The 21,056-nt window shown below is 69.6% G+C and carries 16 protein-coding genes; 10 read left to right on the forward strand and 6 right to left on the reverse strand.

Annotated features, from left to right (window positions below; translation table 11 throughout):
• The first annotated feature begins 36 nt into the window (after positions 1-36).
• The 4 genes from tatA (at position 37) to FHS42_RS28425 (ending at position 5,257) form a co-directional block, all read left to right on the forward strand.
• On the forward strand, positions 37-336 hold the full coding sequence (gene tatA, locus FHS42_RS28410; RefSeq protein WP_184577021.1) for a Sec-independent protein translocase subunit TatA: 300 nt from the start codon (positions 37-39) through the stop codon (positions 334-336).
• Positions 337-398: 62 nt separating this feature from the next.
• Entirely contained in the window at positions 399-1,379 is a 981-nt protein-coding gene (gene tatC, locus FHS42_RS28415) for a twin-arginine translocase subunit TatC (RefSeq protein WP_184577024.1), read from the forward strand.
• A 17-nt stretch (positions 1,380-1,396) separates the two neighbouring features.
• Positions 1,397-2,287 (forward strand): diacylglycerol kinase, encoded by an 891-nt coding sequence (locus FHS42_RS28420; protein WP_184577027.1) that lies wholly within the window; start codon positions 1,397-1,399, stop codon positions 2,285-2,287.
• Between the two features lie 141 nt (positions 2,288-2,428).
• The gene (locus tag FHS42_RS28425; protein ID WP_184577030.1) at positions 2,429-5,257 is read left to right on the forward strand and encodes a DEAD/DEAH box helicase; all 2,829 of its coding nucleotides are present in this window, start codon (positions 2,429-2,431) and stop codon (positions 5,255-5,257) included.
• A 164-nt stretch (positions 5,258-5,421) separates the two neighbouring features.
• On the opposite strand, the gene FHS42_RS28430 is transcribed toward FHS42_RS28425, so the two are convergent.
• Both FHS42_RS28430 and FHS42_RS28435 read right to left on the reverse strand, forming a co-directional pair.
• Positions 5,422-6,294, reverse strand: coding sequence for a siderophore-interacting protein (locus tag FHS42_RS28430; RefSeq protein WP_184577033.1), 873 nt, complete (start codon positions 6,292-6,294; stop codon positions 5,422-5,424).
• 48 nt (positions 6,295-6,342) lie between these two features.
• A complete protein-coding gene (locus tag FHS42_RS28435) occupies positions 6,343-7,278 on the reverse strand; it encodes a 5'-3' exonuclease (RefSeq protein WP_184577203.1) in 936 nt (311 codons plus the stop codon).
• 255 nt (positions 7,279-7,533) lie between these two features.
• Here FHS42_RS28435 and FHS42_RS28440 point away from each other — a divergent pair, with 255 nt between their 5' ends.
• The 3 genes from FHS42_RS28440 (at position 7,534) to FHS42_RS28450 (ending at position 12,408) form a co-directional block, all read left to right on the forward strand.
• Positions 7,534-8,862 carry a quaternary amine ABC transporter ATP-binding protein gene (locus FHS42_RS28440; protein ID WP_184577035.1) on the forward strand — a complete coding sequence of 443 codons (1,329 nt, stop codon included), beginning with the start codon at positions 7,534-7,536 and terminating at the stop codon, positions 8,860-8,862.
• On the forward strand, positions 8,855-11,476 hold the full coding sequence (locus FHS42_RS28445; protein ID WP_184577039.1) for an ABC transporter permease/substrate binding protein: 2,622 nt from the start codon (positions 8,855-8,857) through the stop codon (positions 11,474-11,476). Before FHS42_RS28440 ends, FHS42_RS28445 begins: the two co-directional genes overlap by 8 nt.
• A 161-nt stretch (positions 11,477-11,637) precedes the next feature.
• Complete coding sequence (locus tag FHS42_RS28450) at positions 11,638-12,408, forward strand: helical backbone metal receptor (RefSeq protein WP_184577042.1); 771 nt, start codon at positions 11,638-11,640, stop codon at positions 12,406-12,408.
• Here the strand turns inward: FHS42_RS28450 and FHS42_RS28455 are convergent.
• Complete coding sequence (locus tag FHS42_RS28455; RefSeq protein ID WP_184577045.1) at positions 12,379-13,641, reverse strand: TDT family transporter; 1,263 nt, start codon at positions 13,639-13,641, stop codon at positions 12,379-12,381. The two genes, FHS42_RS28450 and FHS42_RS28455, sit on opposite strands and share 30 nt — an antisense overlap.
• Before the next feature lie 70 nt (positions 13,642-13,711).
• Between FHS42_RS28455 and FHS42_RS28460 the strand changes: the two genes are divergently transcribed.
• Positions 13,712-14,707, forward strand: a complete 996-nt coding sequence (locus FHS42_RS28460; protein WP_184577048.1) for a LysR family transcriptional regulator — start codon at positions 13,712-13,714, stop codon at positions 14,705-14,707.
• Between the two features lie 52 nt (positions 14,708-14,759).
• On the opposite strand, the gene FHS42_RS28465 is transcribed toward FHS42_RS28460, so the two are convergent.
• The 3 genes from FHS42_RS28465 to FHS42_RS28475 form a co-directional block, all read right to left on the reverse strand.
• Complete coding sequence (locus FHS42_RS28465; RefSeq protein WP_184577051.1) at positions 14,760-15,467, reverse strand: gamma-glutamyl-gamma-aminobutyrate hydrolase family protein; 708 nt, start codon at positions 15,465-15,467, stop codon at positions 14,760-14,762.
• A gap of 141 nt (positions 15,468-15,608) precedes the next feature.
• A complete protein-coding gene (eat, locus tag FHS42_RS28470; RefSeq protein ID WP_184577054.1) occupies positions 15,609-17,168 on the reverse strand; it encodes an ethanolamine permease in 1,560 nt (519 codons plus the stop codon).
• Positions 17,169-17,354: 186 nt separating this feature from the next.
• Positions 17,355-18,122: a FadR/GntR family transcriptional regulator gene (locus tag FHS42_RS28475; RefSeq protein WP_184577056.1), complete on the reverse strand. Its 768-nt coding sequence runs from the start codon at positions 18,120-18,122 to the stop codon at positions 17,355-17,357.
• Positions 18,123-18,210: 88 nt separating this feature from the next.
• Between FHS42_RS28475 and FHS42_RS28480 the strand changes: the two genes are divergently transcribed.
• Positions 18,211-19,578 (forward strand): glutamine synthetase family protein, encoded by a 1,368-nt coding sequence (locus FHS42_RS28480; protein ID WP_184577059.1) that lies wholly within the window; start codon positions 18,211-18,213, stop codon positions 19,576-19,578.
• A gap of 11 nt (positions 19,579-19,589) precedes the next feature.
• Positions 19,590-20,996 carry an aldehyde dehydrogenase family protein gene (locus FHS42_RS28485; protein WP_246495525.1) on the forward strand — a complete coding sequence of 469 codons (1,407 nt, stop codon included), beginning with the start codon at positions 19,590-19,592 and terminating at the stop codon, positions 20,994-20,996.
• The last annotated feature ends 60 nt before the right edge of the window (positions 20,997-21,056 follow it).

Below are 21,056 nucleotides of genomic sequence, written 5' to 3' on the forward strand. Positions count from 1 at the left end.
GCCACCCCCAGCCGCCTCGGTGAGAAGGTAAATCTTATGTTCGGTGGAAAGATCGGCGCTCCCGAGATCATTCTTATTCTCGTCGTCGTCATCCTGCTGTTTGGTGCGAAGAAGCTTCCGGACATGGCGCGTTCGCTTGGAAAGTCCGCGCGCATCCTCAAGAGCGAGGCGAAGGCGATGAAGTCGGAGGGCAAGCAGCCCGCCCCCGCTGAGCCGGCGAACCCCGAAGACACCGCCGACCAGGCCGGTGGGCACCGCACCATTCAGGCGGCTCCGGGCGACGTCAGCAGCTCCCGGCCGGTGAACGAGCCGAGCGACCACACGACAAAGCGCTAATCCAGGGCCGACTGAGACGGTGGTCCGTGGCCGCCGCCTGCCGCACGAGATGAGGACGTGGGTTGCTCAAGCCTGCCCGCAAGAAGGAGAAGGACCCCGAGGGGCGGATGCCGCTCGCGGAGCACCTGCGTGAGCTGCGCAATAGGCTCCTGAAGGCGGTCCTGGCGATCTGCCTGGTGACGGCCGTCGCGCTGTTCTACTACAAGGACATCGTTGACTTCCTGATGAAGCCGGTGCTGGAAGCCGTCGGCTGCAAGGGCGTGTCCGTCTCCGATATGGGGTCTGACGACGGCGCCGACAAGTGCGCCCACTTCACCGTCAACGGCCTGCTGTCGCCGTTCACGATCATGCTCAAGGTCTCCTTCATGACCGGCTTGGTCATTTCCACGCCGGTGTGGCTGTACCAGTTGTGGGCGTTCCTCGCGCCCGGTCTGCACAAGCAAGAAAAGAAGTATTCGGTCGCCTTCGTGGCCGCCGGAGTGCCGCTCTTTGTGGGCGGCGCTTTCTTTGCGTACGCGATCTTGCCCACCACGGCGGAGGTGTTGCTCGACTTCACCCCGGAAGACGCCAACAACCTGCTGCCGTTGGACGACTTCCTGGACCTGCTGACCCGCATGGTCGTCGTCTTCGGCCTCGCCTTTGAGTTGCCGTTGGTGCTGGTGCTCCTCAACTTCGGCGGCGTCGTCACTGGCCGCCGCATGCTCGGCTGGTGGCGGGCGATGATCATGGGCATCACCGTGTTCGGCGCCGTGGCAACGCCGAGCACCGACCCGGTGGGCATGTTCGCCCTCGCGGGTCCGGTCACGCTGCTGTACTTCCTGGCCGTTGGTATCTCGTTGATCAATGACCGGCGCAAGGCGAAGCGGCGTGCCAACGACCCCGACTTCGGCATGGACGATGACGAGGCGTCCCTTTCGCATACGCCCGAGGCGGTGGACGACGTGGAGACGGTCGCGGCGGGCGGGGCGCCGGTCGAACCGGGAGCCGATGAGCGCGGCGGCTTGGAGCGCAACCGGCGCACCGGCTACGACGACATCACCTGACCCGGTAGATTCCGTGCGTGACCAGCGATATCACTCTCTTCGTGAACCCCACAGCGGGCCGGGGCCGAGGCGCGCGAGCCGCGCAGCCGGCGGCGCGGGTGCTCCGAGAGGCAGGGTTCCATGTGCGGACGGTCATCGGCGCTGACGCCGATGACGCGCTAAGTCGGGCCCGGGAAGCGGTATCGGGCGGCACGGGAGCGCTGGTAGCCGTCGGGGGTGACGGCATGACCTCGCTCGCCCTTCAGGCAGTGGCCGGTACTGGCACCCCGCTTGGGGTGGTCGCGGTGGGCACTGGCAATGACTTCGCGCTGGCCACGGGGCTGCCGGTGCGCGACCCCGCCGCCGCGGCCCGGACGATCGCGGCCTCGCTCACAACGGATGGCGGGCGACCGGTCGATATCGGCCGGGCCGGGGACACCTACTTCGGCACCGTCCTGGCCTCCGGCTTCGACTCCCGCGTCAATGACCGCGGCAATCGGATGCGCTGGCCCTCGGGGCGCTTCAAGTACGACCTGGCGATGCTGGCCGAGTTGGCCGGGCTGCGGCCCATCACGTACCGGATGCGCCTGGACGACGGGGCCGATGAGGAGATCCAGGCGACGCTCATCGCGGTCGGCAACGGCTCCTCGTACGGCGGTGGGATGCGCATATGTGGTCAGGCGCGGCTCGACGATGGGCTCTTTGACGTCACGGTGGTCGGCCCGTGCACCCGGGCCACGTTGCTGCGGGTCTTTCCGCGGGTTTACCGGGGAACTCACTTCAGCCATCCCGCGGTGACCACGCACCGGGTGGCGAAGATCTCCCTCGCGGCACATGGGCTCACCGGGTACGCGGACGGGGAGCCGCTTGGCGCGCTGCCGCTGACGGCCGTGACCGTTCCGGGGGCAGTGCGGCTGCTGGGCGCATGAGGCCGGTCTGAGGTGATGGGGTTGTTGGGGGAGGGGCCCGAGCCGAGGCGTGCGGCTGCTGGGCGGGGCGGCCCCGTGGGAGCCCGGTGCTGGTAAAGATCGAGTGCGTTGTCATAGGTGGCCGGTAGGCTCGTACGTACGATGACCGACGAGCTATCTCCCGCCGAGCGTTACGCCCAGGCCCGCCTGCGAGCGGCCGACCAGGCCACGGCTCTCGCTCCGTTCCGCGAGATGTACGAATTCGACCTCGACCCGTTCCAGATCGAGGCATGCAAGGCACTCGAATCGGGCAAGGGCGTGCTGGTCGCCGCCCCTACCGGTTCCGGGAAGACGATCGTGGGCGAGTTCGCCGTCCACCTGGCCCTGACCGGGGGCCGCAAGTGCTTCTACACCACGCCCATCAAGGCGCTGTCGAACCAGAAGTACGGCGACTTCGTCAAGCGCTACGGCGCCGACAAGGTTGGCTTGCTGACCGGCGACAACAGCGTGAACTCCGATGCACCGGTGGTCGTGATGACCACCGAGGTGCTGCGCAACATGCTCTATGCGGGCTCGCGTTCGCTGGAGGGCCTTGGCTATGTGGTCATGGACGAGGTGCACTACCTCTCCGACCGCTTCCGGGGTGCCGTGTGGGAGGAAGTGATCATTCACCTCCCGGAGTCGGTGACGCTGGTCTCCTTGTCCGCGACGGTCTCTAATGCCGAGGAGTTCGGCGACTGGCTGGATACCGTGCGCGGCGATACCGAGGTGATCGTCTCCGAGCATCGGCCGGTGCCGCTGTGGCAGCACGTGCTCGCGGGGCGGCGGACCTACGACCTCTTCGAGGAGAAGGACAGCCCCGAGGGCGCTGCCGGTGCCGGCCGCCGCGAGGTCAATCCTGACCTGGTACGGCTGGCCAGAATGGAGAACAGCCGCCCCAGCTTCGGCGGCGACAAGCGGCGCGGGCGGAACATGCGGGAGGCGGACCGGGAGCGTGAGCGGCGCGCGCGTAGCCGGATCTGGACCCCCAGCAGAGCCGAGGTGATCGACCGGCTCGATGCGCAGGGCCTGCTTCCGGCGATCACCTTCATCTTCAGCCGCGCGGGCTGCGAGGCGGCCGTGCAGCAGTGCCTGTTCGCGGGGCTACGGCTGAACGACGACGCTGCGCGGGCCCGGGTGCGGACGATCGTGGAGGAGCGCACGGCGTCCATCCCCGATGAGGATCTGCACGTCCTGGGCTACTTCGAGTGGCTTGAGGGCCTGGAGCGGGGCATTGCCGCGCACCACGCCGGGATGCTGCCGACCTTCAAGGAGGTCGTCGAGGAGCTGTTCGTCAAGAACCTGGTCAAGGCCGTGTTCGCCACCGAGACGCTGGCGCTTGGCATCAACATGCCGGCGCGGACGGTGGTCCTGGAGAAGCTGGTCAAGTGGAACGGTGAGCAGCACGCCGACATCACACCCGGCGAGTACACGCAGCTCACCGGCCGGGCAGGACGGCGTGGCATCGACGTCGAGGGCCATGCGGTGGTGCTGTGGCAGCGCGCCATGGACCCGACTGCGCTCGCCGGTCTCGCCGGAACCCGTACGTATCCGCTGCGCTCGTCCTTCCGCCCCTCGTACAACATGGCGGTCAACCTCGTCTCGCAGTTCGGCCGGCACCGCTCGCGGGAGCTTCTTGAGACCTCGTTCGCGCAGTTCCAGGCGGACAAGGCAGTCGTCGGGATTTCCCGGCAGGTGCAGCGTAACGAGGAGGGCCTTGACGGTTATCGCGCCTCCATGACCTGCCACCTCGGCGACTTCGAGGAATACTCCCGGCTGCGGCGCGACCTGAGCGACCGGGAGACGGAACTGGCCAAGCAGGGCACAGCGCAGCGCCGGGTGGCGGCGGCGACGGCGCTGGAGAAGCTCAAGCCGGGCGATGTGATCCAGGTGCCCACCGGAAAGTACGCGGGGCTCGCCCTGGTGCTTGAGCCCGGGCTGCCCGCTGGGCGCACCAACGGGCACCGCGGGTTTGAGCACCACGATGGGCCGCGGCCCCTGGTGCTCACCGCTGAGCGGCAGGTCAAGCGGTTGGCCCCGATGGACTTCCCGGTTCCGGTGGAGGTGCTGGAGCGGATGCGCATCCCCAAGTCGTTCAACGCGCGCAGCCCGCAATCGCGCCGCGACCTGGCGTCGGCGCTGCGTACCAAGGCAGGCCACCACGAGCCGCACCGCCGGCGTAAGGATCGGTCGGTGGCGGCGGACGACACCGAGATCGCCCGGTTGCGCACGGAGATCAGGGCCCACCCCTGCCATGGTTGCGCGGAGCGTGAGGACCACGCCCGGTGGGCTGAGCGGTACCACCGGCTGCGGCGGGACACCCAGCAGCTTGAGCGGCGCATCGAGGGCCGTACGAACACCATCGCGCGCACCTTCGACCGGATCTGTCGGCTGCTGACCGAGCTTGGCTACCTCCTTGGTGACGAGGTCACCGAGGACGGGCGGCGGCTGGCACGGCTGTACGGCGAGCTCGACCTGTTGGCCAGCGAATGCCTGCGGGACGGCGTCTGGGAGGGGCTCAAGCCCGCCGAACTGGCGGCGTGTGCATCAGCGCTGGTGTACGAGGCGCGGTCGGCGGACGACGCGGTGGCGCCGAAGCTGCCGACCGGGGCCTCGAAGGAGGCGCTGGCAGAGATGGTGCGCATCTGGGGGCGGCTCGACGCGCTGGAAGAGGACCACAAGATCAACCAGGCGGAAGGCGTCGGACAGCGCGAGCCGGACCTCGGCTTCGCCTGGGCCGCCTACCGCTGGGCGTCCGGGCATGGGCTCGACGATGTGCTCCGTGAGGCGGAGATGCCGGCCGGAGACTTCGTGCGCTGGTGCAAGCAGCTCATCGATGTGTTGGGTCAGATCGCCGCGGCGGCCCCGCCGGGCGGCACGGTGGCGCGCAGCGCGCGCAAGGCCGTGGAGGGGCTGTTGCGGGGGGTCGTGGCGTACTCGTCGGTGGGGTGACGTCCGGGGCGGTAGCCGGGTGCGGGTTTAGTCGGGTCGGGGTGCGGCATCGGCGGGCCCGGCCGGGGTGGACGCCCGGCCGGGCGGCGTGCTGAGGAGCGCGGATCGACAGCGCGTGGGCCGGGCGCCCGGCCGCTCGGCCCTCAAGGTCGCACGCAGGCGGGTCAGGTGGTGGGCGTGTGCCGGGTGTTGCGCTCTTGCTCGGCCTCGACCTGCTCGTTCCACTCGCGCTTCGACGCCTGCCAACCGTCCTCGTTGTGGCCCTGGCGCCAGTAGCCCGAGATCGACAGCCGCTCGCGGGGAACCTCGTGCTCGATGCGCAGTTGGCGGCGGATTTCCTTGACGAAGCCGGCCTCGCCGTGGACGAAGGCGTGGACGTCGCCGGGCGGAAACGACAGAGACCGGACCGCCTCGGTCAGCTTGGTGCCGACCCGGGCATCATCGCGGTACAGCCAGTGCACGGTGGCGCCCGCCACCTCGGCCAGCGGCTGGCGCTCCGACGCGTCCGCGACCTCGATAAAGACATGCGCCGGCGCCACGGGCCCGGCTTCGGCCGCCAGCCGTTCGAGGGCAGCGGCGATAGCCGGCAGCGCGCTCTCGTCACCCGCCAGGAGGTGCCAGCCGGCGTCGGGAAGGGGGGCATAGGCACCGCCGGGGCCGTTGAAATAGATCTCCTCGCCCGGCTTGACGCTGCTCGCCCAGGGGCCGGCTACGCCCTCGTCGCCGTGCACCACGAAGTCAACCGCCAACTCGCGGCTGGCCGGGTCCCAGGTGCGTACCGTGTAGGTGCGGGTCACCGGCCACTGGTGGCGCGGCAGTTCGGCGCGGATGTGCTGGATGTCAAAGGGCTCGGGGTAGCTCACGCCTTCGATGGGGAACAGCAGCTTGACGTAGTGGTCGGTCCACTCGCCCGCATTGAAGGCCGCCAGCCCCTCGCCCCCAAGCACCACGCGCACCATGTGCGGGGTGAGCTGCTCGGTGCGAATCACTCGTCCCCGGTGGAGCTGCTGCTGCTTGCGGGCCGGACGCTCTGCCACGGTGCCTCCAGTGCGAAGATAAAAGTTAGGTTTACCTAACTTAACAGCTCACCTCTGTAGGGTCATGATCAGCCTGCTCAAGGATGTGCCAAGTCCCCAGCGTGTAGTGAGTGCATCCAGTGCCTCGGGATGGCGCGGCGTGGTCGGCAACGCCGGGTCGAAGGCGGGCAGCGTGACATCGGTGGCTACGCGGACGACGCGAGGGGCGACAGCCACATAGTCCTTGGCCTCGACCAGCCGCTTGCGCTGGGCCGGGGTCAGCTTGGAGGTCGGATCTGCTGCCGCCGCCATGATCCCGGCCAGGTCGCCGTATGCGGCCAGTAGCTTGGCCGCGGTCTTCTCGCCGACGCCGGGCACGCCCGGCAGGCCGTCGCTGGGGTCGCCGCGCAGCAGGGCCAGATCCGCGTAGCCGGAGCCGTCCACGCCGTACTTCTCGCGCAGCCACTCCTCATCCACGGTTTGCAGCGTGCCAACCCCCTTGATCGGGTAGAGCACACGGGCCTGGCGGGCATCGCTGACCAACTGGTAGAGGTCGCGGTCGCCGGTGACGATGTCCACCGGGCTGCTCGCACGAGTGGCGAGGGTGCCGATCACATCGTCTGCCTCGTAGCCCGGCGCGCCGACCCGTGCGATGCCGATCGCGTCCAGCACCTCTTCGATCACCGGGACCTGCGGGGAGAGGGTGTCGGGGATCCCCTCCGGGTAGTCGCCCGAGTGCGGCGCATGCTCGCCCGGCTGAGCTGCGGACTGGTCATTGGCGACCCGATGCGCCTTGTAGGAGGGGATGAGCTCCACTCGCCACTGGGGCCGCCAGTCGGCGTCCATGCAGGCGACGAGGTCGTCGGGGCGGTGGTCCTGCACCAGGCGGGCGATGAAGTCGAGGAGGCCGCGTACGGCGTTGACGGGCGTGCCGTCCGGGGCCCGGACCGAGTCGGGTACGCCGAAGTAGGCGCGGAAGTAGAGGGAAGCGGTATCGAGGAGCATCAGGCGTCGGGTCACGCCCTGATGATGCCGCACCCTAAAACACGTATGGGTTGTGAGGTGGGACACGAACGGGTTTGTCCCAAGTGTTCCAGGGCAGGCACCGACCCGGAGCGGACCCTGTAGCGCATTCAACTATTGCATTGGGCACGTGGGCTGGCGGGCCGGAACCGCCCGCTCCACGACCTGTCTCCCGCCTGCGCGGGAAGCCCCCGCCCGGGGGCCTGGGTCGTTTTGAGTTCGACCCGAGAGGTGTATGTGTCCAGGCTGCGAGCCGAGCACTTGTACAAGGTCTTCGGTAGACGACCGAAGGCGGCGGTGGCTGCCCTGGAGGGCGGCACCAGCCGTGATGAGCTGCGGTCCCAGGGGACGACCGCGGCCGTGATCGACGCGTCGTTCTCCGTCGAGGCGGGCCAGATATTCGTCGTCATGGGGCTGTCCGGATCAGGGAAGTCAACCCTGCTGCGCATGCTGAACGGGCTGCTTGAGCCCACCGCGGGGCAGGTGCTCTACGACGGCCAGGACCTGACCCAGTTGAGCCCGCGTGAGCTGCGCAAGGTGCGCTCGCAGAAGATCAGCATGGTGTTCCAGCACTTCGCGCTGTTCCCGCACCGCAGCGTCCTGGAGAACGCGGCCTACGGGCTTGAGGTGCAGGGCCTGCCGCGGGCGGCCCGCGAGAAGCGTGCCATGGAAGCCCTGGAGATGGCCGGTCTCGCCGGCTGGGAGAAGTCCTGGCCCGATGAGCTGTCCGGCGGCATGCAGCAGCGTGTGGGCCTGGCTCGCGCGCTGGCCACCGACGCCGACCTGCTCTTGATGGACGAGTCGTTCAGCGCGCTGGACCCGCTGATCCGGCGCGATATGCAGGACCAGCTCCTGGAGCTGCAAAAGCGGCTGAAGAAGACCATCGTCTTCATCACCCACGACCTCAACGAGGCCATGCGCCTTGGCGACCAGATCGCCATGATGCGCGACGGCCAGATCGTACAAACCGGCAACGCCCAGGACATCCTGGTCACCCCGGCCAACGAGTACGTGGCCTCCTTCACCCAGGATGTGGACCGCTCCCGGGTGCTCACGGCGGGGGCCATCATGGCCGAGCCAGCCAGCGTACGCACCGCTGCCGCGGACGGCGGCGCGCCCCGCACCGCGCGTGAGGTGCTGGCCGCGGCGCCCGCCACTGTCATGGCGGACACCCCGATCATCGAGCTGTTCGCGCCCTGCTCCACCAGCTCCGAGCCGGTCGCCGTGGTGGACGAGGCGGGCGAGCTGATCGGCGTCGTACCGGCTGCCCGGCTGCTGGCCGTGCTCGGCGACCCCACCCGGTCCACCGAGCCACGGGCCGTGCCACCGGGTCCGGAGCTGCGCAAGGGCAGCGAGACCAGCGAGACCAGCCCAGCCAACCCAGCCAACACAGTCAACACAGCCAGCCCAGCCAACAAGAGCAGCAAGACGAACACAGCCAGCACAGCCAGCACAGCCAGCACAGCCAGCACGGCCAACACAGCAGCGATAGGCAAGGGTGCTGGCGATCCGGCAGGTGCTGCCAACGACGGCACGGCGGAGGGCAAGGTGACCGCAGGTGCCTAGGTTGAACCTCGGAAAGTGGATCGACTCGGGGATCACCTACCTCCGAGAACACCTGGACTGGCTCTTCGACTTCATCTCCCAGGTCGTCGATGGCATGTACCAGGGGGTGCATGACGTCCTGGCGGCGCCCGAACCGCTGCTGTTCGCGGGCATCCTCGCGGTCATCGCCTGGTGGCTGCGCGGCGCGCTCGCGGGGGTGGTGGCCTTCGTCGGCTTCGCCCTCATCGACTCGATCCAGCAGTGGGACGAGGCGATGGAGACGCTGTCGCTGGTCCTCGTCGCGGGCTTCATCACCATCGCCTTCGCGGTGCCGCTGGGCATCTGGGCGGCACGCAACCGCGCGGTCAGCACCCTGTTGCGGCCGGTACTCGACTTCATGCAGACGATGCCCGCCTTCGTCTACCTCATCCCCGGCATCTTCTTCTTCGGCGTCGGCGTGGTTCCCGGAGCCATCGCCACCGTCGTCTTCGCGATGCCGCCCAGTGTGCGGATGACCGAACTCGGCATCCGGCAGGTGGACGAGGAACTGGTCGAGGCGGCCGAGGCGTTCGGCACCAGCCCGCGCCGCACCCTCATCGGCGTACAGCTCCCCCTGGCGCTGCCCACCATCATGGCGGGCATCAACCAGGCGATCATGCTGGCCCTTTCCATGGTCGTGATCTCCGGCATGGTCGGCGGCGGCGGGCTCGGCTCCTCCGTCTTCGAGGCGATCAGCTCGGTCGATGTGGCGCTCGGCTTCGAGGGCGGCCTCGCGGTGGTCATCCTCGCGATGTACCTGGACCGCATGACCGGCGCGCTCAACCAGCGGGTCTCGCCGCTGGGCCGCCGCGCGCTCGCCAAGCGCACGGCCAACGCCACCCAGGGCATGAAGGTCCTGGAGTGGCGGCCGGCGACCTCGGTCGCCACGGTCGGCGTCGTGGTGCTCGCGCTCGTCGCCGGCGGCATGAACGTCTTCGGTGACGAGGACGAGGGACCCGACGTCGCTACCACCGCCAACGTCGGCCAGGGCCGCTCCATCGACATCGGCTACATCAACTGGGACGAGGGCGTCGCTTCCACGTATTTGTGGAAGGAAGTCCTCGAACAGCGCGGCTTCACGCCCAAGGCGCAGTCGTACGAGGTCGGCGCGCTCTACACCGGCATGGCCGCGGGTGACATCGACATACAGACCAACTCCTGGCTGCCCGTCACCCATGAGTCGTACTGGAAGACGTACCACGACAAGCTGGAAGACCTCGGCTCCTGGTACGGGCCGACCTCCCTGGAGATCGCCGTCCCCTCCTACGTCAAGGGCGTCAAGACCCTCGATGACCTCAAGGGCAAGGCGGGCACCTTCGACGGGAAGATCATCGGCATCGAGCCGGGCGCGGGCGAGATGAAACTCTTGAAGGACAAGGTTCTGCCCGGGTACGGGCTCGATAAGAAGTACAAGCTCGTCAGCGGCTCCACCGCCGGCATGCTCTCCCAACTGGAGCGCTCCTACGCCAAGCAGGAGCCGGTCGCGGTCACGCTGTGGTCCCCGCACTGGGCGTACAGCAAGTACGACCTCACCAAGCTGAAGGACACCAAGGGCGCATTCGGCTCGGGTGACCGTCTCCACCTGCTCGCGCGCAAGGGCTTCGCGAAGAAGGAGCCGGAGGTCGCCCGGTGGATGAAGGACTTCACGCTGGACGAGAAGCAGCTCACCACGCTGGAGCAGTCGATCCAGGATGCCGGTAAGGGCAACCAGCAGCAGGGCGTGCGCGCCTGGTTGGACAAGAACCCCGGGATGATCGACAAGGTCGCCCCCATCGCCGGAGCCGAGGCCAAGGGCAAGCAGGCGGGTGCGGCACCGCACATCGGCTACTTCCCGTGGGACGAGGACGTCGCCACGACGTACTTGTGGAAGAACGTCTTGGAGCGGCGCGGCTACAAGCCGAAGGTCAAGCAGTACGACGTCGGCTCGATGTTCACCGGCATGGCCGCCGGGCAAATAGATGTCGAATTCGACGGCTGGCTACCGGTCGCACAGAAACAGTATTGGGACAGATACAAGAACGACCTTGTCGATATCGGCGCGTGGTACGACAAGACCTCGCTCGAACTCGCCGTGCCGTCTTACGTAAAGGACGTGAAGTCCCTCGCGGACCTCAAGGGCAAGTCCGGCAAGTTCAAGGGCAAGATCGTCGGAATCGAGCCGGGTACCGGCGAGATGAAGCTGCTCAAGGACAAGGTGCTGCCGGCGTACGGCCTGGACAAGGAGTACGAGGTCACCGACGCCGGCTCGCCCGCGATGCTCGCCGAGTTGGAGCGCGCCTACAAGAAGCAGGAGCCCATCGCGGCCGTCCTGTGGACTCCGCACTGGGCGTACAGCAAGTACGAGTTGACGAAGCTCGCCGACCCCAAGAAGGCGTTCGGGGCGAACAACGAAATCCGCTCGCTTGGCCACAAGTCCTTCCCGAAGAAGTATTCCGAGTTCTACGGGTGGCTGAAGAACTGGCACATGAGTGAGCAGGAGCTCGCCAGCCTGGAGGCGTCGATTCAAGATGCCGGCAAGGGCAAGGTCGAAATGGGCGTGCAGAAGTGGATGGACGCCCACCCCGGAATCGTCGAGAAGATGGCTCCGGTGAGCTAACAGTGAGCTAACAGTGAGCTGACTGGCGCGTCTCGCGGCAGGCCGCTCAGGAAGTGGTGCGGGTCGGCTGTGTGGCCGGCCCGCACTGCGTGCCGCGGGGCACTCAACCGCCGCCGTGGCCCGGTACGTTCCGGGCCGCGGCGGCGTCGTACGGTGGGGGCATGACCCAACCTAGGCGTGCTGGCGCCCGGCGCACGGCCGTGCGCCGGGTGGTGTCCCTGGTTCCCTCGCTCACCGAGGCGGTCGCCGTGACCGCCCCCGGGCTGCTGGTGGGGGCAACGGACTGGTGCAGCCATCCGGTGGACCTGGCGGTGGAGCGGATCGGCGGAACCAAGAATCCGGACACCGGCCGCATCGTCGCCCTGGCGCCCGACCTGGTCATCGCGAACGAGGAAGAGAACCGCGAGCCCGACCTGGCTGCCCTGCGGGCGGCCGGATGCGATGTTTTGGTCACCGAGGTGCGGAATCTGGAGCAGGCCTTCAGTGAGCTGCACCGGGTGCTCGTGGACGGTTGCGGGCTCGCCCGCCCCGGCTGGCTCGACGAGGCGGCTGCGGCCTGGCAGGCGGCGGCGGACTGGCGTCCGGCAGGCGAGCCGCAGCGCAACGCCGTGGTGCCGGTGTGGCGGCGGCCGTGGATGGTGCTCGGCCGCGACACCTTCGCCGGAGATCTGCTGGCCCGACTTGGCGTCCGCCAGCTGTACGCCGACCACGCCGAGCGCTATCCCCGCATCCCGCTGGCGGAGTTGCACGCCCGCGGCGCCGATCTGGTGGTGCTGCCCGACGAGCCCTACCGTTTCGCCGCGGACGACGGCCCCGAGGCGTTTCCCGCACTGCCCGCCGCGCTGGTCAGTGGGCGCCACCTCACCTGGTACGGGCCCTCGTTGGCGGCGGCTCCCGCCGTGCTACGCGACGCCCTGGACCGAGCGCGCTGACCCAGCTGCTGCCGCTTGCTCTGTCACCGGCTGCGTCACCTGCTGCGTCACCGGCTCTGTCACCGGCTCCGCCGCCGCGGCGGACTCGCGCGCAGGCGCCGGGTGGTCCGGGGCCAACAGGGTGCCTCGGGCGATGCCCGCTACGGTGCGTACGCTTGCGACCGCCCAGGCCAGGACCAACAACGCGTACAGCCCAACGGCCAGCCAACGCAGCGCCGCCAGATCGGTGTGCCGGGCCAGCACGGCCGCACCGGTGACGCAGGTGCCGACCGGGAAGGTGAAGGCCCACCAGGTCATCGCGTACGGCATGCCGCCCCGCACGGCCCGCACCACCAGCGCTGCGGCCAGCGCGAGCCACAGCAGCGCGAAGCCCATGACGGGCACCCCGTAGAGCACGGCGAAGGCGGCCATCGCGTCCGGATACGGGGCGCGGATCGCGCCGGGCGCGACGATGGCGAGCTGCCCCACGGCGGTCGTGGACTGGCCCAGCGGCCCAAGGACGAGGAAGAGCGTGGGCGTGAGGGCGAGCGGCGGCGGCCCGTACCGCAGCAGCCCGGCGACGATGATCGGGAGCAGCACCAGCGTGCCCAGCAGGCTGAGCCCAAACAGCGCGTAGCAGGCCAGCAACATCGCCTCCCGCCACTGGCCCGTCGGCAGATGAGGCACAAGCGCCGGGCCGAGAGCGGCCGACACCATGGGGGCGACCACCGGCAGCAGCCATACGGGCGAGGCGTCACCGGGGCCGATCCGATGCCGGGCGATCATCAGATACGGGACGCCCGCGGCGGCCAGCAGCGCGACCGCTGTGCCCGCCAGCCACAGCCCGGCGTCCACGGCGACGGCGGCCCGCGTACCGATGACCTCCCCGCCCACCGCCAGCGTGCCGCCGCCGACCGCGAGCAGCGCCATGGCCGCACACCCGTAGAACGGGGCGACGGCGGGGTCCAGGAGATGGGCGCGGGCCTGGTCGCCATGGCGCGCCCAGTGCGTGGCCCGCGCGCCTAGCAGCGCCACCAGCAGGAGCGCGGACAGCACCCACACCCCGGCGCACGCGGCGCGCGTTCCCGGCACATCGACCGGTAGTACCACTCCGGCGCTGGCCACGATGGCGGTGCCCATGACGGTCGCGTACCAGTTCGGCCCGAGGGAGCGCACGCTGATCCGGGCCGTGCGGGTGCGATGCGGGAGGGCGGGTGAAGTCCGGGACGGCAGGGTGGGTGCGGTGGTGGCCATGGAACAACCTTGACGCGGTTGAACTTCGCCGACCAGGACCGATATGTCTATGGGGACATAGGCTGAGGTTATGAGTGCCGAGGGTAGTGGCGACGCCAGGGGCAGGGCTGGCAGGGCTGGCAGGGCTGGGAGGAGAGCCGGGGACGAGGGTGCGGCGCGAGTGCCGCTCGCGCATCGGGTGCCCGACCTCGGGGCGCTGGAGTTGCTGCTCTTCGTCGCCCGGCTCGGCAGCCTGGGGCGGGCCGCCCGGGAGATGGGCATCAGCCAGCCCGCCGCGAGCAGCCGCCTCAGGGCCATGGAGCGGCAACTCGGCGTCGTCCTCGTGGAGCGCTCGCCGCGCGGCTCACGGCTGACCGATGCCGGAGCGCTGGTCACCGACTGGGCGCGGCGGATCGTGGAGGCGGCCGAGGCGTTTGACGCGGGCGCGCACGCGCTGCGCGACCGCCGCGACTCGCGGCTGCGGGTCGCGGCGAGCATGACCATCGCCGAATATCTGCTGCCGGGTTGGCTGATCGCGCTGCGCGGGGGCCGGCCAGGTACGGCGGTCTCGCTGTACGCGGCGAACTCGTCCGTCGTCGCGCAGCGGCTTCGCGAAGGCGCGGCCGATCTGGGCTTCGTCGAGGGCACGGACGCGCCGGCGGGTCTTGACGGCGCGATCATCGGCCATGACCGACTCGTCGTCGTCACCGCCCCATCGCACCCCTGGGCGCGACGGCGCGGCCCGGTGGCGCCCGAGGAACTCGCGGCGACGCCGCTCATCTTGCGCGAGCGCGGCTCGGGCACTCGGCAGGTGTTGGATGCGGCGCTGCGCGCGCACGGTGGGCTGGCCGAGCCGCTGCTCGAACTCGCCTCCACCACGGCGGTCAAGTCCGCAGCCGTGAGCGGCGCTGGCCCGGCCGTGCTCAGCGAACTGGCGGTGGGGGACGAGTTCTCCACGCGCCGGTTGGTCGAGGTGCCGGTCGATGGAGTGCGGCTGCGCCGTGATCTGCGGGCCGTGTGGCCGGTGGGCGAGCGACCTGCGGGCCCGGCCCGGGACCTGCTGGGGCTGACGCGGGGGAGGGGGTAGCGGGCGTTCGAACCGGTAGGGGGCGTGGTGTGGGGGAGGTGCGGCGACGGCGTCAGCCTGCGGCTGCCGTCACCAGGGCCCGCATGACGCGGGTGTCGTCGCCCGCCTCCGGGTGCCACTGCACCGCCAGTGTGAAGGCGCGTCGCTGCGGGTACTCCAGTGCCTCCACCGTGCCGTCGGCCGTGTGAGCCGAGGCGATGAGGCCCGATCCGATGCGGCTGACCCCCTGGTGGTGGTACGTCGGCACGGCCACGGCCTCGGGTAGCACCGTGGCCAGGAGGGTGCCAGGCACCGGCGTCACCTCGTGCCGGGCGAACACCCCGGGCGGCCCGGCGTGCCCGTTGTCTTCCACCGTGTCTGGCAGGTGCTGGATCAGCGTGCCACCGCGTACGACGTTCAGCAGCTGCATCCCCCGGCAGATCCCGAGCAGCGGTAGGCCGCGCCGCAACGCTGCCTCGATGAGGGCCAGTTCCCAGGCGTCACGTGCGCGGGCGGGTGGTCCCGTCATGGGGTGCGGCTCGGCCCCGTACCGTACGGGCTCCACGTCAGGACCGCCCGCGATGACCAGACCGTCGAGGCGCGCGATGGCCGCTTCGGCGGCGCCCGGCGTCTCATCCGGCGGCAGCAGCGCGGCGAGGCCCCCCGCGCGCTGCACGAGGCGGTGATAGCCGGCCGGCAGCAGGGCCGCGGGCAGCCGCCATACGCCCCAGCTCACCGTGGTCTCCAGATATGTGCTGATGCCGATGAGCGGCTGGGGCATGAACTCCTCCGGTCGGGTGGCGGTGCCGAGGGCGGCGCGGGTCCGGGTGGCGGGGCCCGAGGGCGAGGGGGCCCGTTGGGTGCTGGACAGGGGCGGCGCTGGCCCGCAGCGGTACGGGCCCGCGATGGTGGGGCTGCCCGGTCAATCCCGGGTCAGGTCGGCCTGCGCCGCTGCGAGGGCCGCGAACTCCTCCTCGGGCGCTGCGGCGACCAGCCGATGCCGACTGTAGAAGGCGAAGTAGGCCAGGGCCACGCCGTACACGCCCAGCGTGATGAACGCCGCCCGCTGGTCCACCAGGAACGTCGCCGCCAGGGCCGAGCAGGCGAGTATGAACGCAATCGACGAGGTCACCATGCCACCGGGGGTGCGATACGGGCGGGCGAGCTCCGGTTCGCGGCGCCGCAGGACCAGGTGGGACAGCGACATCAGCGCGTACGAGATGGTGGCGCCGAACACCGCCACGTTGAGCATCCGCGCCCCGTCGCCGCTCGCGGCAGCCAGCGTGAAGCCCAGCGCGCCGGGGACCAGCAAACCGAGGTAGGGGGACTTGCGGCGGTTGGTCAGCGACAGCACGCGCGGCAGATAGCCGGCCCGGGAGAGGGCGAAGAGCTGGCGCGATCCGGCATACGTGAGGGAGAAGAAGGAGGCGACCAGGCCGGCCAGCCCCGCATAGTTGACGATCCGGCTGAATACGGTCGGTTCGCCATCCGGCTGGAGCGCCTGGACCAGCGGGTCGCCCACGCCGGAGATCGCGGCCGAACCGCGTGCCCCGGTCGCGGTGACGAAGGTGACCAGCGCGAGCAGCAGCAAGATGCCCATCGACCAGGCCATTGCCTTCGGTAGCGTACGAGCCGGGTCCCGGGTCTCCTCGGCCGCGAGCGGCACCCCTTCCACACCGAGGAAGAACCACATGCCGAACGGGAACGCCGCCCAGATGCCGAGGACCCCGAACGGCAGCCAGGAGTTCGCGCCGAAGGCATCTCGATCGGCGGGGATGTCGTTGAGCGAGTCCGCGGAGAACTCGCTGCCGGCGGCGAGCGCGAAGACGATCAGCGCGGCCACCGCCACGGCGGTCACGACGAGGCTGAAGCGCAGCGCCTCGCCCACCCCCCACAGATGGATGCCGATGAAGAGCACGAAACAGGCCAGGTACACCGGCCAGCCGGACTCCAGGCCGAACAAGCCCAAGGATTCGACGTATTCGCCGATGAACAGCGAGATCGCCGCCGGCGCCAACACGTACTCGATGAGGATCGCGGTGCCGGTGAGGAACCCGCCCCAAGGGCCCAGCGCACGGCGCGCGAAGCCGTAGCCACCACCCGCCGTGGGCAAGATCGCCGCCAACTCGGCCAGCGCGAACACCAGACAGGTGTACATCAGCCCCATCAGCACGGCGGCGATGGCCAGGCCACCGAAGCCGCCCTCGGCCAGCCCCGAGTCCCAGCCCGAGAAGTCTCCCGAGACGACGTAGGCGACGCCGAGCCCGGTGAGCAGCAGCGGACCTGCGCTGCCCCCGCGCAGGGTGCGTCGCTCCAGATAGGCGTCACTGCCGGAGGTGGCCGCATCGGCCGCATCGGCTCGGATGGCCGCGCCGGCCGTGCTCGGTGCGTTCGTCGTACTCGATGCGTCCGCCGTGCCAGAGGAGTTCTTGGGTGACTCGCCTTCTGGTGATGAGGCGATCAGCTCAGGTCCTTCGGCCATGGGGGCGCTCCTGCATGCCGGGGCAAAGGTGTGGCTGCATACCTTTGCCCTCTCTTGCGAAGCGCGCAAGACCCCTTGCGTAAAGCGCGGGTAACGAACGGGAGGCACCCACGGCTCAGCGCCCCGCCACCCCGCCACCCCGACTCCCCACCACCCCAACTCCCCATCACCCCAACTCCCCAACTCCTATGACAAAAAACCGCGCAGCAGCGCTGCCGTGCCCGTGCAGTGTTCGCGCATCACCTCGCGTGCGCCGTCCGGGTCGCCCTCGATCACCGCCTCCACCAGCGCGGTGTGCTGCGCTTGCGAGTGTTCCAAATTGCGGACCAGCAGGGGGATGCAGTCGAGCAGGTCATTCAGTCGGGCCCGTATCGCCGCGTACTGAGTGGCCAGCGAGGTGGAGCCAGCGAGCTCCGCCAGGGTGAGGTGGAACATCGTGTCCTGGCGGCGGTAGTCATCGAGCGCCGCGTCCCGCGTCCCATCCAGCGCGGCCCGCAACTGCCCGCTCTGTTCGGCGTCGAGGCCGTGCGTCGCACAAAGGCCCGCCGAGCCGACGTCGAGCACCTCGCGAAAGCGCAGCGTGTCCTCCAGGTCAACGTCCGCCACTCGGCGTCGCAACTCGCCTTGCGCAGCGCCGCCGGCGCTCGCGGTGAGCGGCCTGGCGCGTACGAAGGTGCCGCCGTACCTGCCGCGCCTGCTCTCCACCAGCCCCTGGTCCTGGAGCACTCGCAACACCTCGCGCAGCGTCACGCGGCTGATCCGCAGCCGCTCCGCCAACTCGCGCTCGGCGGGCAACCGTTCGCCGTACGACACCAGGCCGAGCCGTACGACCTGAAGTATTTGCTCCAGCGCCTCCTCGAAGCCGTTCCCGGCTCGGACGGGACGCAGCACCGGGGCCAGTCGGGCGAGCCGCGTGGGCCCCTGTTCCGGTGCTCCGCTGTCCTCGACGTTCATGTCCCACTCTCCCGCCGTGACCACTTCCCAATTAATGGTCTACGGGCCTACCTTATGACCTTTGGATGCACCGAAAGGAGGCCCGACCGTGGTTGATCGCACGCCCCCGCTTTCGGTCGGCGAGCTGAAGAGGCTTGTCGATGTCGGCGAGATCGACACCGTGGTCCTCGCCTTTACCGATATGCAGGGCCGGTTGCAGGGAAAGCGGTTCGCCGCCCGGTTCTTCCTGGATGAGGTGCTGGAGCGCGGCAGCGAGGGATGCAACTACCTGCTCGCGGTGGATATCGACATGAACACCGTGGACGGTTACGCCATGTCCTCCTGGGACCACGGCTACGGCGACTTCGCCCTGCGCGGCGACCGGGACACCTTGCGCCGGGTGCCGTGGCAACCGGGCACCGCCATGCTCACCGCGGATCTGGGCTGGCACGACGGCAGTCCGGTACTCGCCTCACCGCGCCAGGTACTCCGCCGCCAACTCGACCGGCTCGCGGAACGTGGCTGGAGCGCGCAGGCGGGCACGGAACTGGAGTTCATGGTCTTCAAGGACACCTACGAGCGGGCCTGGGACGCCGGATACCGCGGCCTGACCCCGGCCAACCAGTACAACGCCGACTACTCCATCCTCGCCACCGCACGCGTGGAGCCGCTGCTGCGCCGCATTCGCAAGGAGATGGGCGGGGCCGGGATGACGGTGGAGTCCGCGAAGGGCGAGTGCAATCTCGGCCAGCACGAGATCGTCTTTCGCTACGACGAGGCGCTCACCACCTGCGACCAACACGCTATCTACAAGACCGGCGCCAAGGAGATCGCGGCGCAAGAGGGCATGGCCGTGACCTTCATGGCCAAGTACGACGAGCGCGAAGGCAACTCCTGCCATATCCATCTCTCGCTACGGGACCCGGACGGCCGCCCCGTGTTCGCCGATGACGCCGACCCGTACGGCATGTCGGCGACCATGCGGCACTTCCTCGCGGGACAGCTCGCCGCGCTGCGCGAACTCACCTTGCTGTACGCACCGAACATCAACTCCTACAAGCGGTTTCGGCCCGGCTCTTTCGCGCCCACCGCCGTCGCCTGGGGCCCGGACAACCGCTCGTGCGCGTTGCGCGTGATCGGGCGCGGCGCCGGGCACCGGATGGAGAACCGGCTCCCCGGCGGCGACGTCAACCCCTACCTCGCCATCGCCGGCATGATCGCCGCGGGGCTGCACGGCGTGGAGCAGGCCCTGGAACTGCCGCAGCCGTGCACCGGCAACGCCTACGCCAGCGACGCCGAGCGGGTACCGGCCACCTTGCGCGACGCCGCCGACCTGTGGGAAGCCAGCCCCATAGCGCGGGCTGCCTTCGGCGATGAGGTGGTCGAGCACTATGTGCGGATGGCCCGCGTCGAGCAGGAGGCGTATGACGCCGCCGTCACGGACTGGGAGCGCTTTCGCTCCTTCGAACGCATGTGAGGAGTGAACCGTTGGCTGCCGAGGCGCCCCCGACCCAGCACCCCAGCGAGCATCCCACCGAGCACGAGGTGCTCAATCCGGCGACCGAGGAGGTGGTCGCCACCGTCCCCGCCACCACCCGCGAACAGACCGCCACCGCTGTCGCCCGCGCCACCGCCGCGCAGCGCACCTGGGCCGCGCTCGCCCCCGGCGACCGCGCCAAAATGTTGCGCGCCTTCGCCGCCACCATCGATCAACACATCGAGGAACTGGCCCAACTTGAGGTGCGCGAGGCAGGCCACCCCATTGCCAACGCCCGGTGGGAGGCGGGCAACGTCCGGGACTTGCTCGACTATGCGGCGGGGGGAGTGGAGCGACTGACCGGCAGCCAGATCCCGGTCGCCGGCGGAGTGAACATCACCTTTGCCGAGCCGCTCGGCGTCGTCGCCGTCATCGTGCCCTGGAACTTTCCGTTGCCCCTCGCCGCCTGGGGCCTGGCCCCGGCGCTGGCCGCCGGCAACGCCGTACTCCTCAAGCCCGCCGAGGCCACCCCGCTCACCGCGCTACGGCTGGCCGAACTCGGCCGCGCGGCCGGGCTCCCGGATGGCCTGTTCCAGGTGCTGCCGGGCGCGGGCCCGGTGGTCGGCGAGGCGCTGGTGGATCACCCGGGCATCGCCAAGGTGGTGTTCACCGGCTCCGCCCGGGTCGGCAAGCAGATCATGGCCAGGTGCGCGGGTCAGGTGAAGCGGCTGACCCTCGAACTCGGCGGCAAGAACCCCAACATCGTCTTCGCCGACGCCGATATCGAGCGGGCCGCTGCCGCCGCCCCCAGTTCCTTTCTCGACAACACCGGCCAGGACTGCTGCGCCCGCAGCCGCATCCTGGTCCAGCGTTCCGTCTACGACCGGTTCATGGAACTCCTGGAACCGGCAGTCCAGAGCTTCACCGTGGGCGATCCGGCCGACCCCGCGACCGCCATGGGCCCGTTGATCTCCGCGGCCCACCGCGCTCGCGTACGGTCCTACGTCGCCGAGGACACCCCCGCCGCCATCCGTGGCCAGGCGCCGACGGGCAAGGGCTTTTGGTACCCGGCGACGGTGGTGGAGGCGGCGCCCGGTGATCGGGTCGCCATCGATGAGATCTTCGGCCCGGTCGCCGTCGTGCTTCCCTTCGAGGACGAGGCGGATGCGGTACGGCTCGCCAACGACACCGCGTACGGGCTCTCCGGTTCCTTGTGGACCCGCGACGTGGGCCGCGCCCTCCGCGTCTCGCGTGCCGTCGCTGCCGGCAACCTCTCCGTCAACTCGCATAGCAGCGTGCGCTACTGGACCCCCTTCGGTGGCTTCAAGCAGTCCGGTCTCGGCCGGGAACTGGGCCCCGACGCGCTCGCGGCCTTCACCGAGACCAAGAACGTCTTCATCAGCACCGAGGAGAACTGACGTGACCGACCCCTCGTCCGCTGGCTCGCCCGATCCCTCGTCCGGTACCTCAACCGGCAC

The organism is Streptomyces zagrosensis, from assembly GCF_014203645.1.
GTDB lineage: Bacteria > Actinomycetota > Actinomycetes > Streptomycetales > Streptomycetaceae > Streptomyces > Streptomyces zagrosensis.

Coding starts and splice junctions, on each gene's coding strand:
- tatA (WP_184577021.1), top strand. CDS start 37: ATGTTCGGTGGAAAGATCGGCGCTCCCGAGATCATTCTTATTCTCGTC.
- FHS42_RS28425 (WP_184577030.1), top strand. CDS start 2,429: ATGACCGACGAGCTATCTCCCGCCGAGCGTTACGCCCAGGCCCGCCTG.
- FHS42_RS28435 (WP_184577203.1), bottom strand. CDS start 7,278: ATGCTCCTCGATACCGCTTCCCTCTACTTCCGCGCCTACTTCGGCGTA.
- FHS42_RS28450 (WP_184577042.1), top strand. CDS start 11,638: ATGACCCAACCTAGGCGTGCTGGCGCCCGGCGCACGGCCGTGCGCCGG.
- FHS42_RS28455 (WP_184577045.1), bottom strand. CDS start 13,641: ATGGCCACCACCGCACCCACCCTGCCGTCCCGGACTTCACCCGCCCTC.
- FHS42_RS28460 (WP_184577048.1), top strand. CDS start 13,712: ATGAGTGCCGAGGGTAGTGGCGACGCCAGGGGCAGGGCTGGCAGGGCT.
- FHS42_RS28465 (WP_184577051.1), bottom strand. CDS start 15,467: ATGCCCCAGCCGCTCATCGGCATCAGCACATATCTGGAGACCACGGTG.
- eat (WP_184577054.1), bottom strand. CDS start 17,168: ATGGCCGAAGGACCTGAGCTGATCGCCTCATCACCAGAAGGCGAGTCA.
- FHS42_RS28475 (WP_184577056.1), bottom strand. CDS start 18,122: ATGAACGTCGAGGACAGCGGAGCACCGGAACAGGGGCCCACGCGGCTC.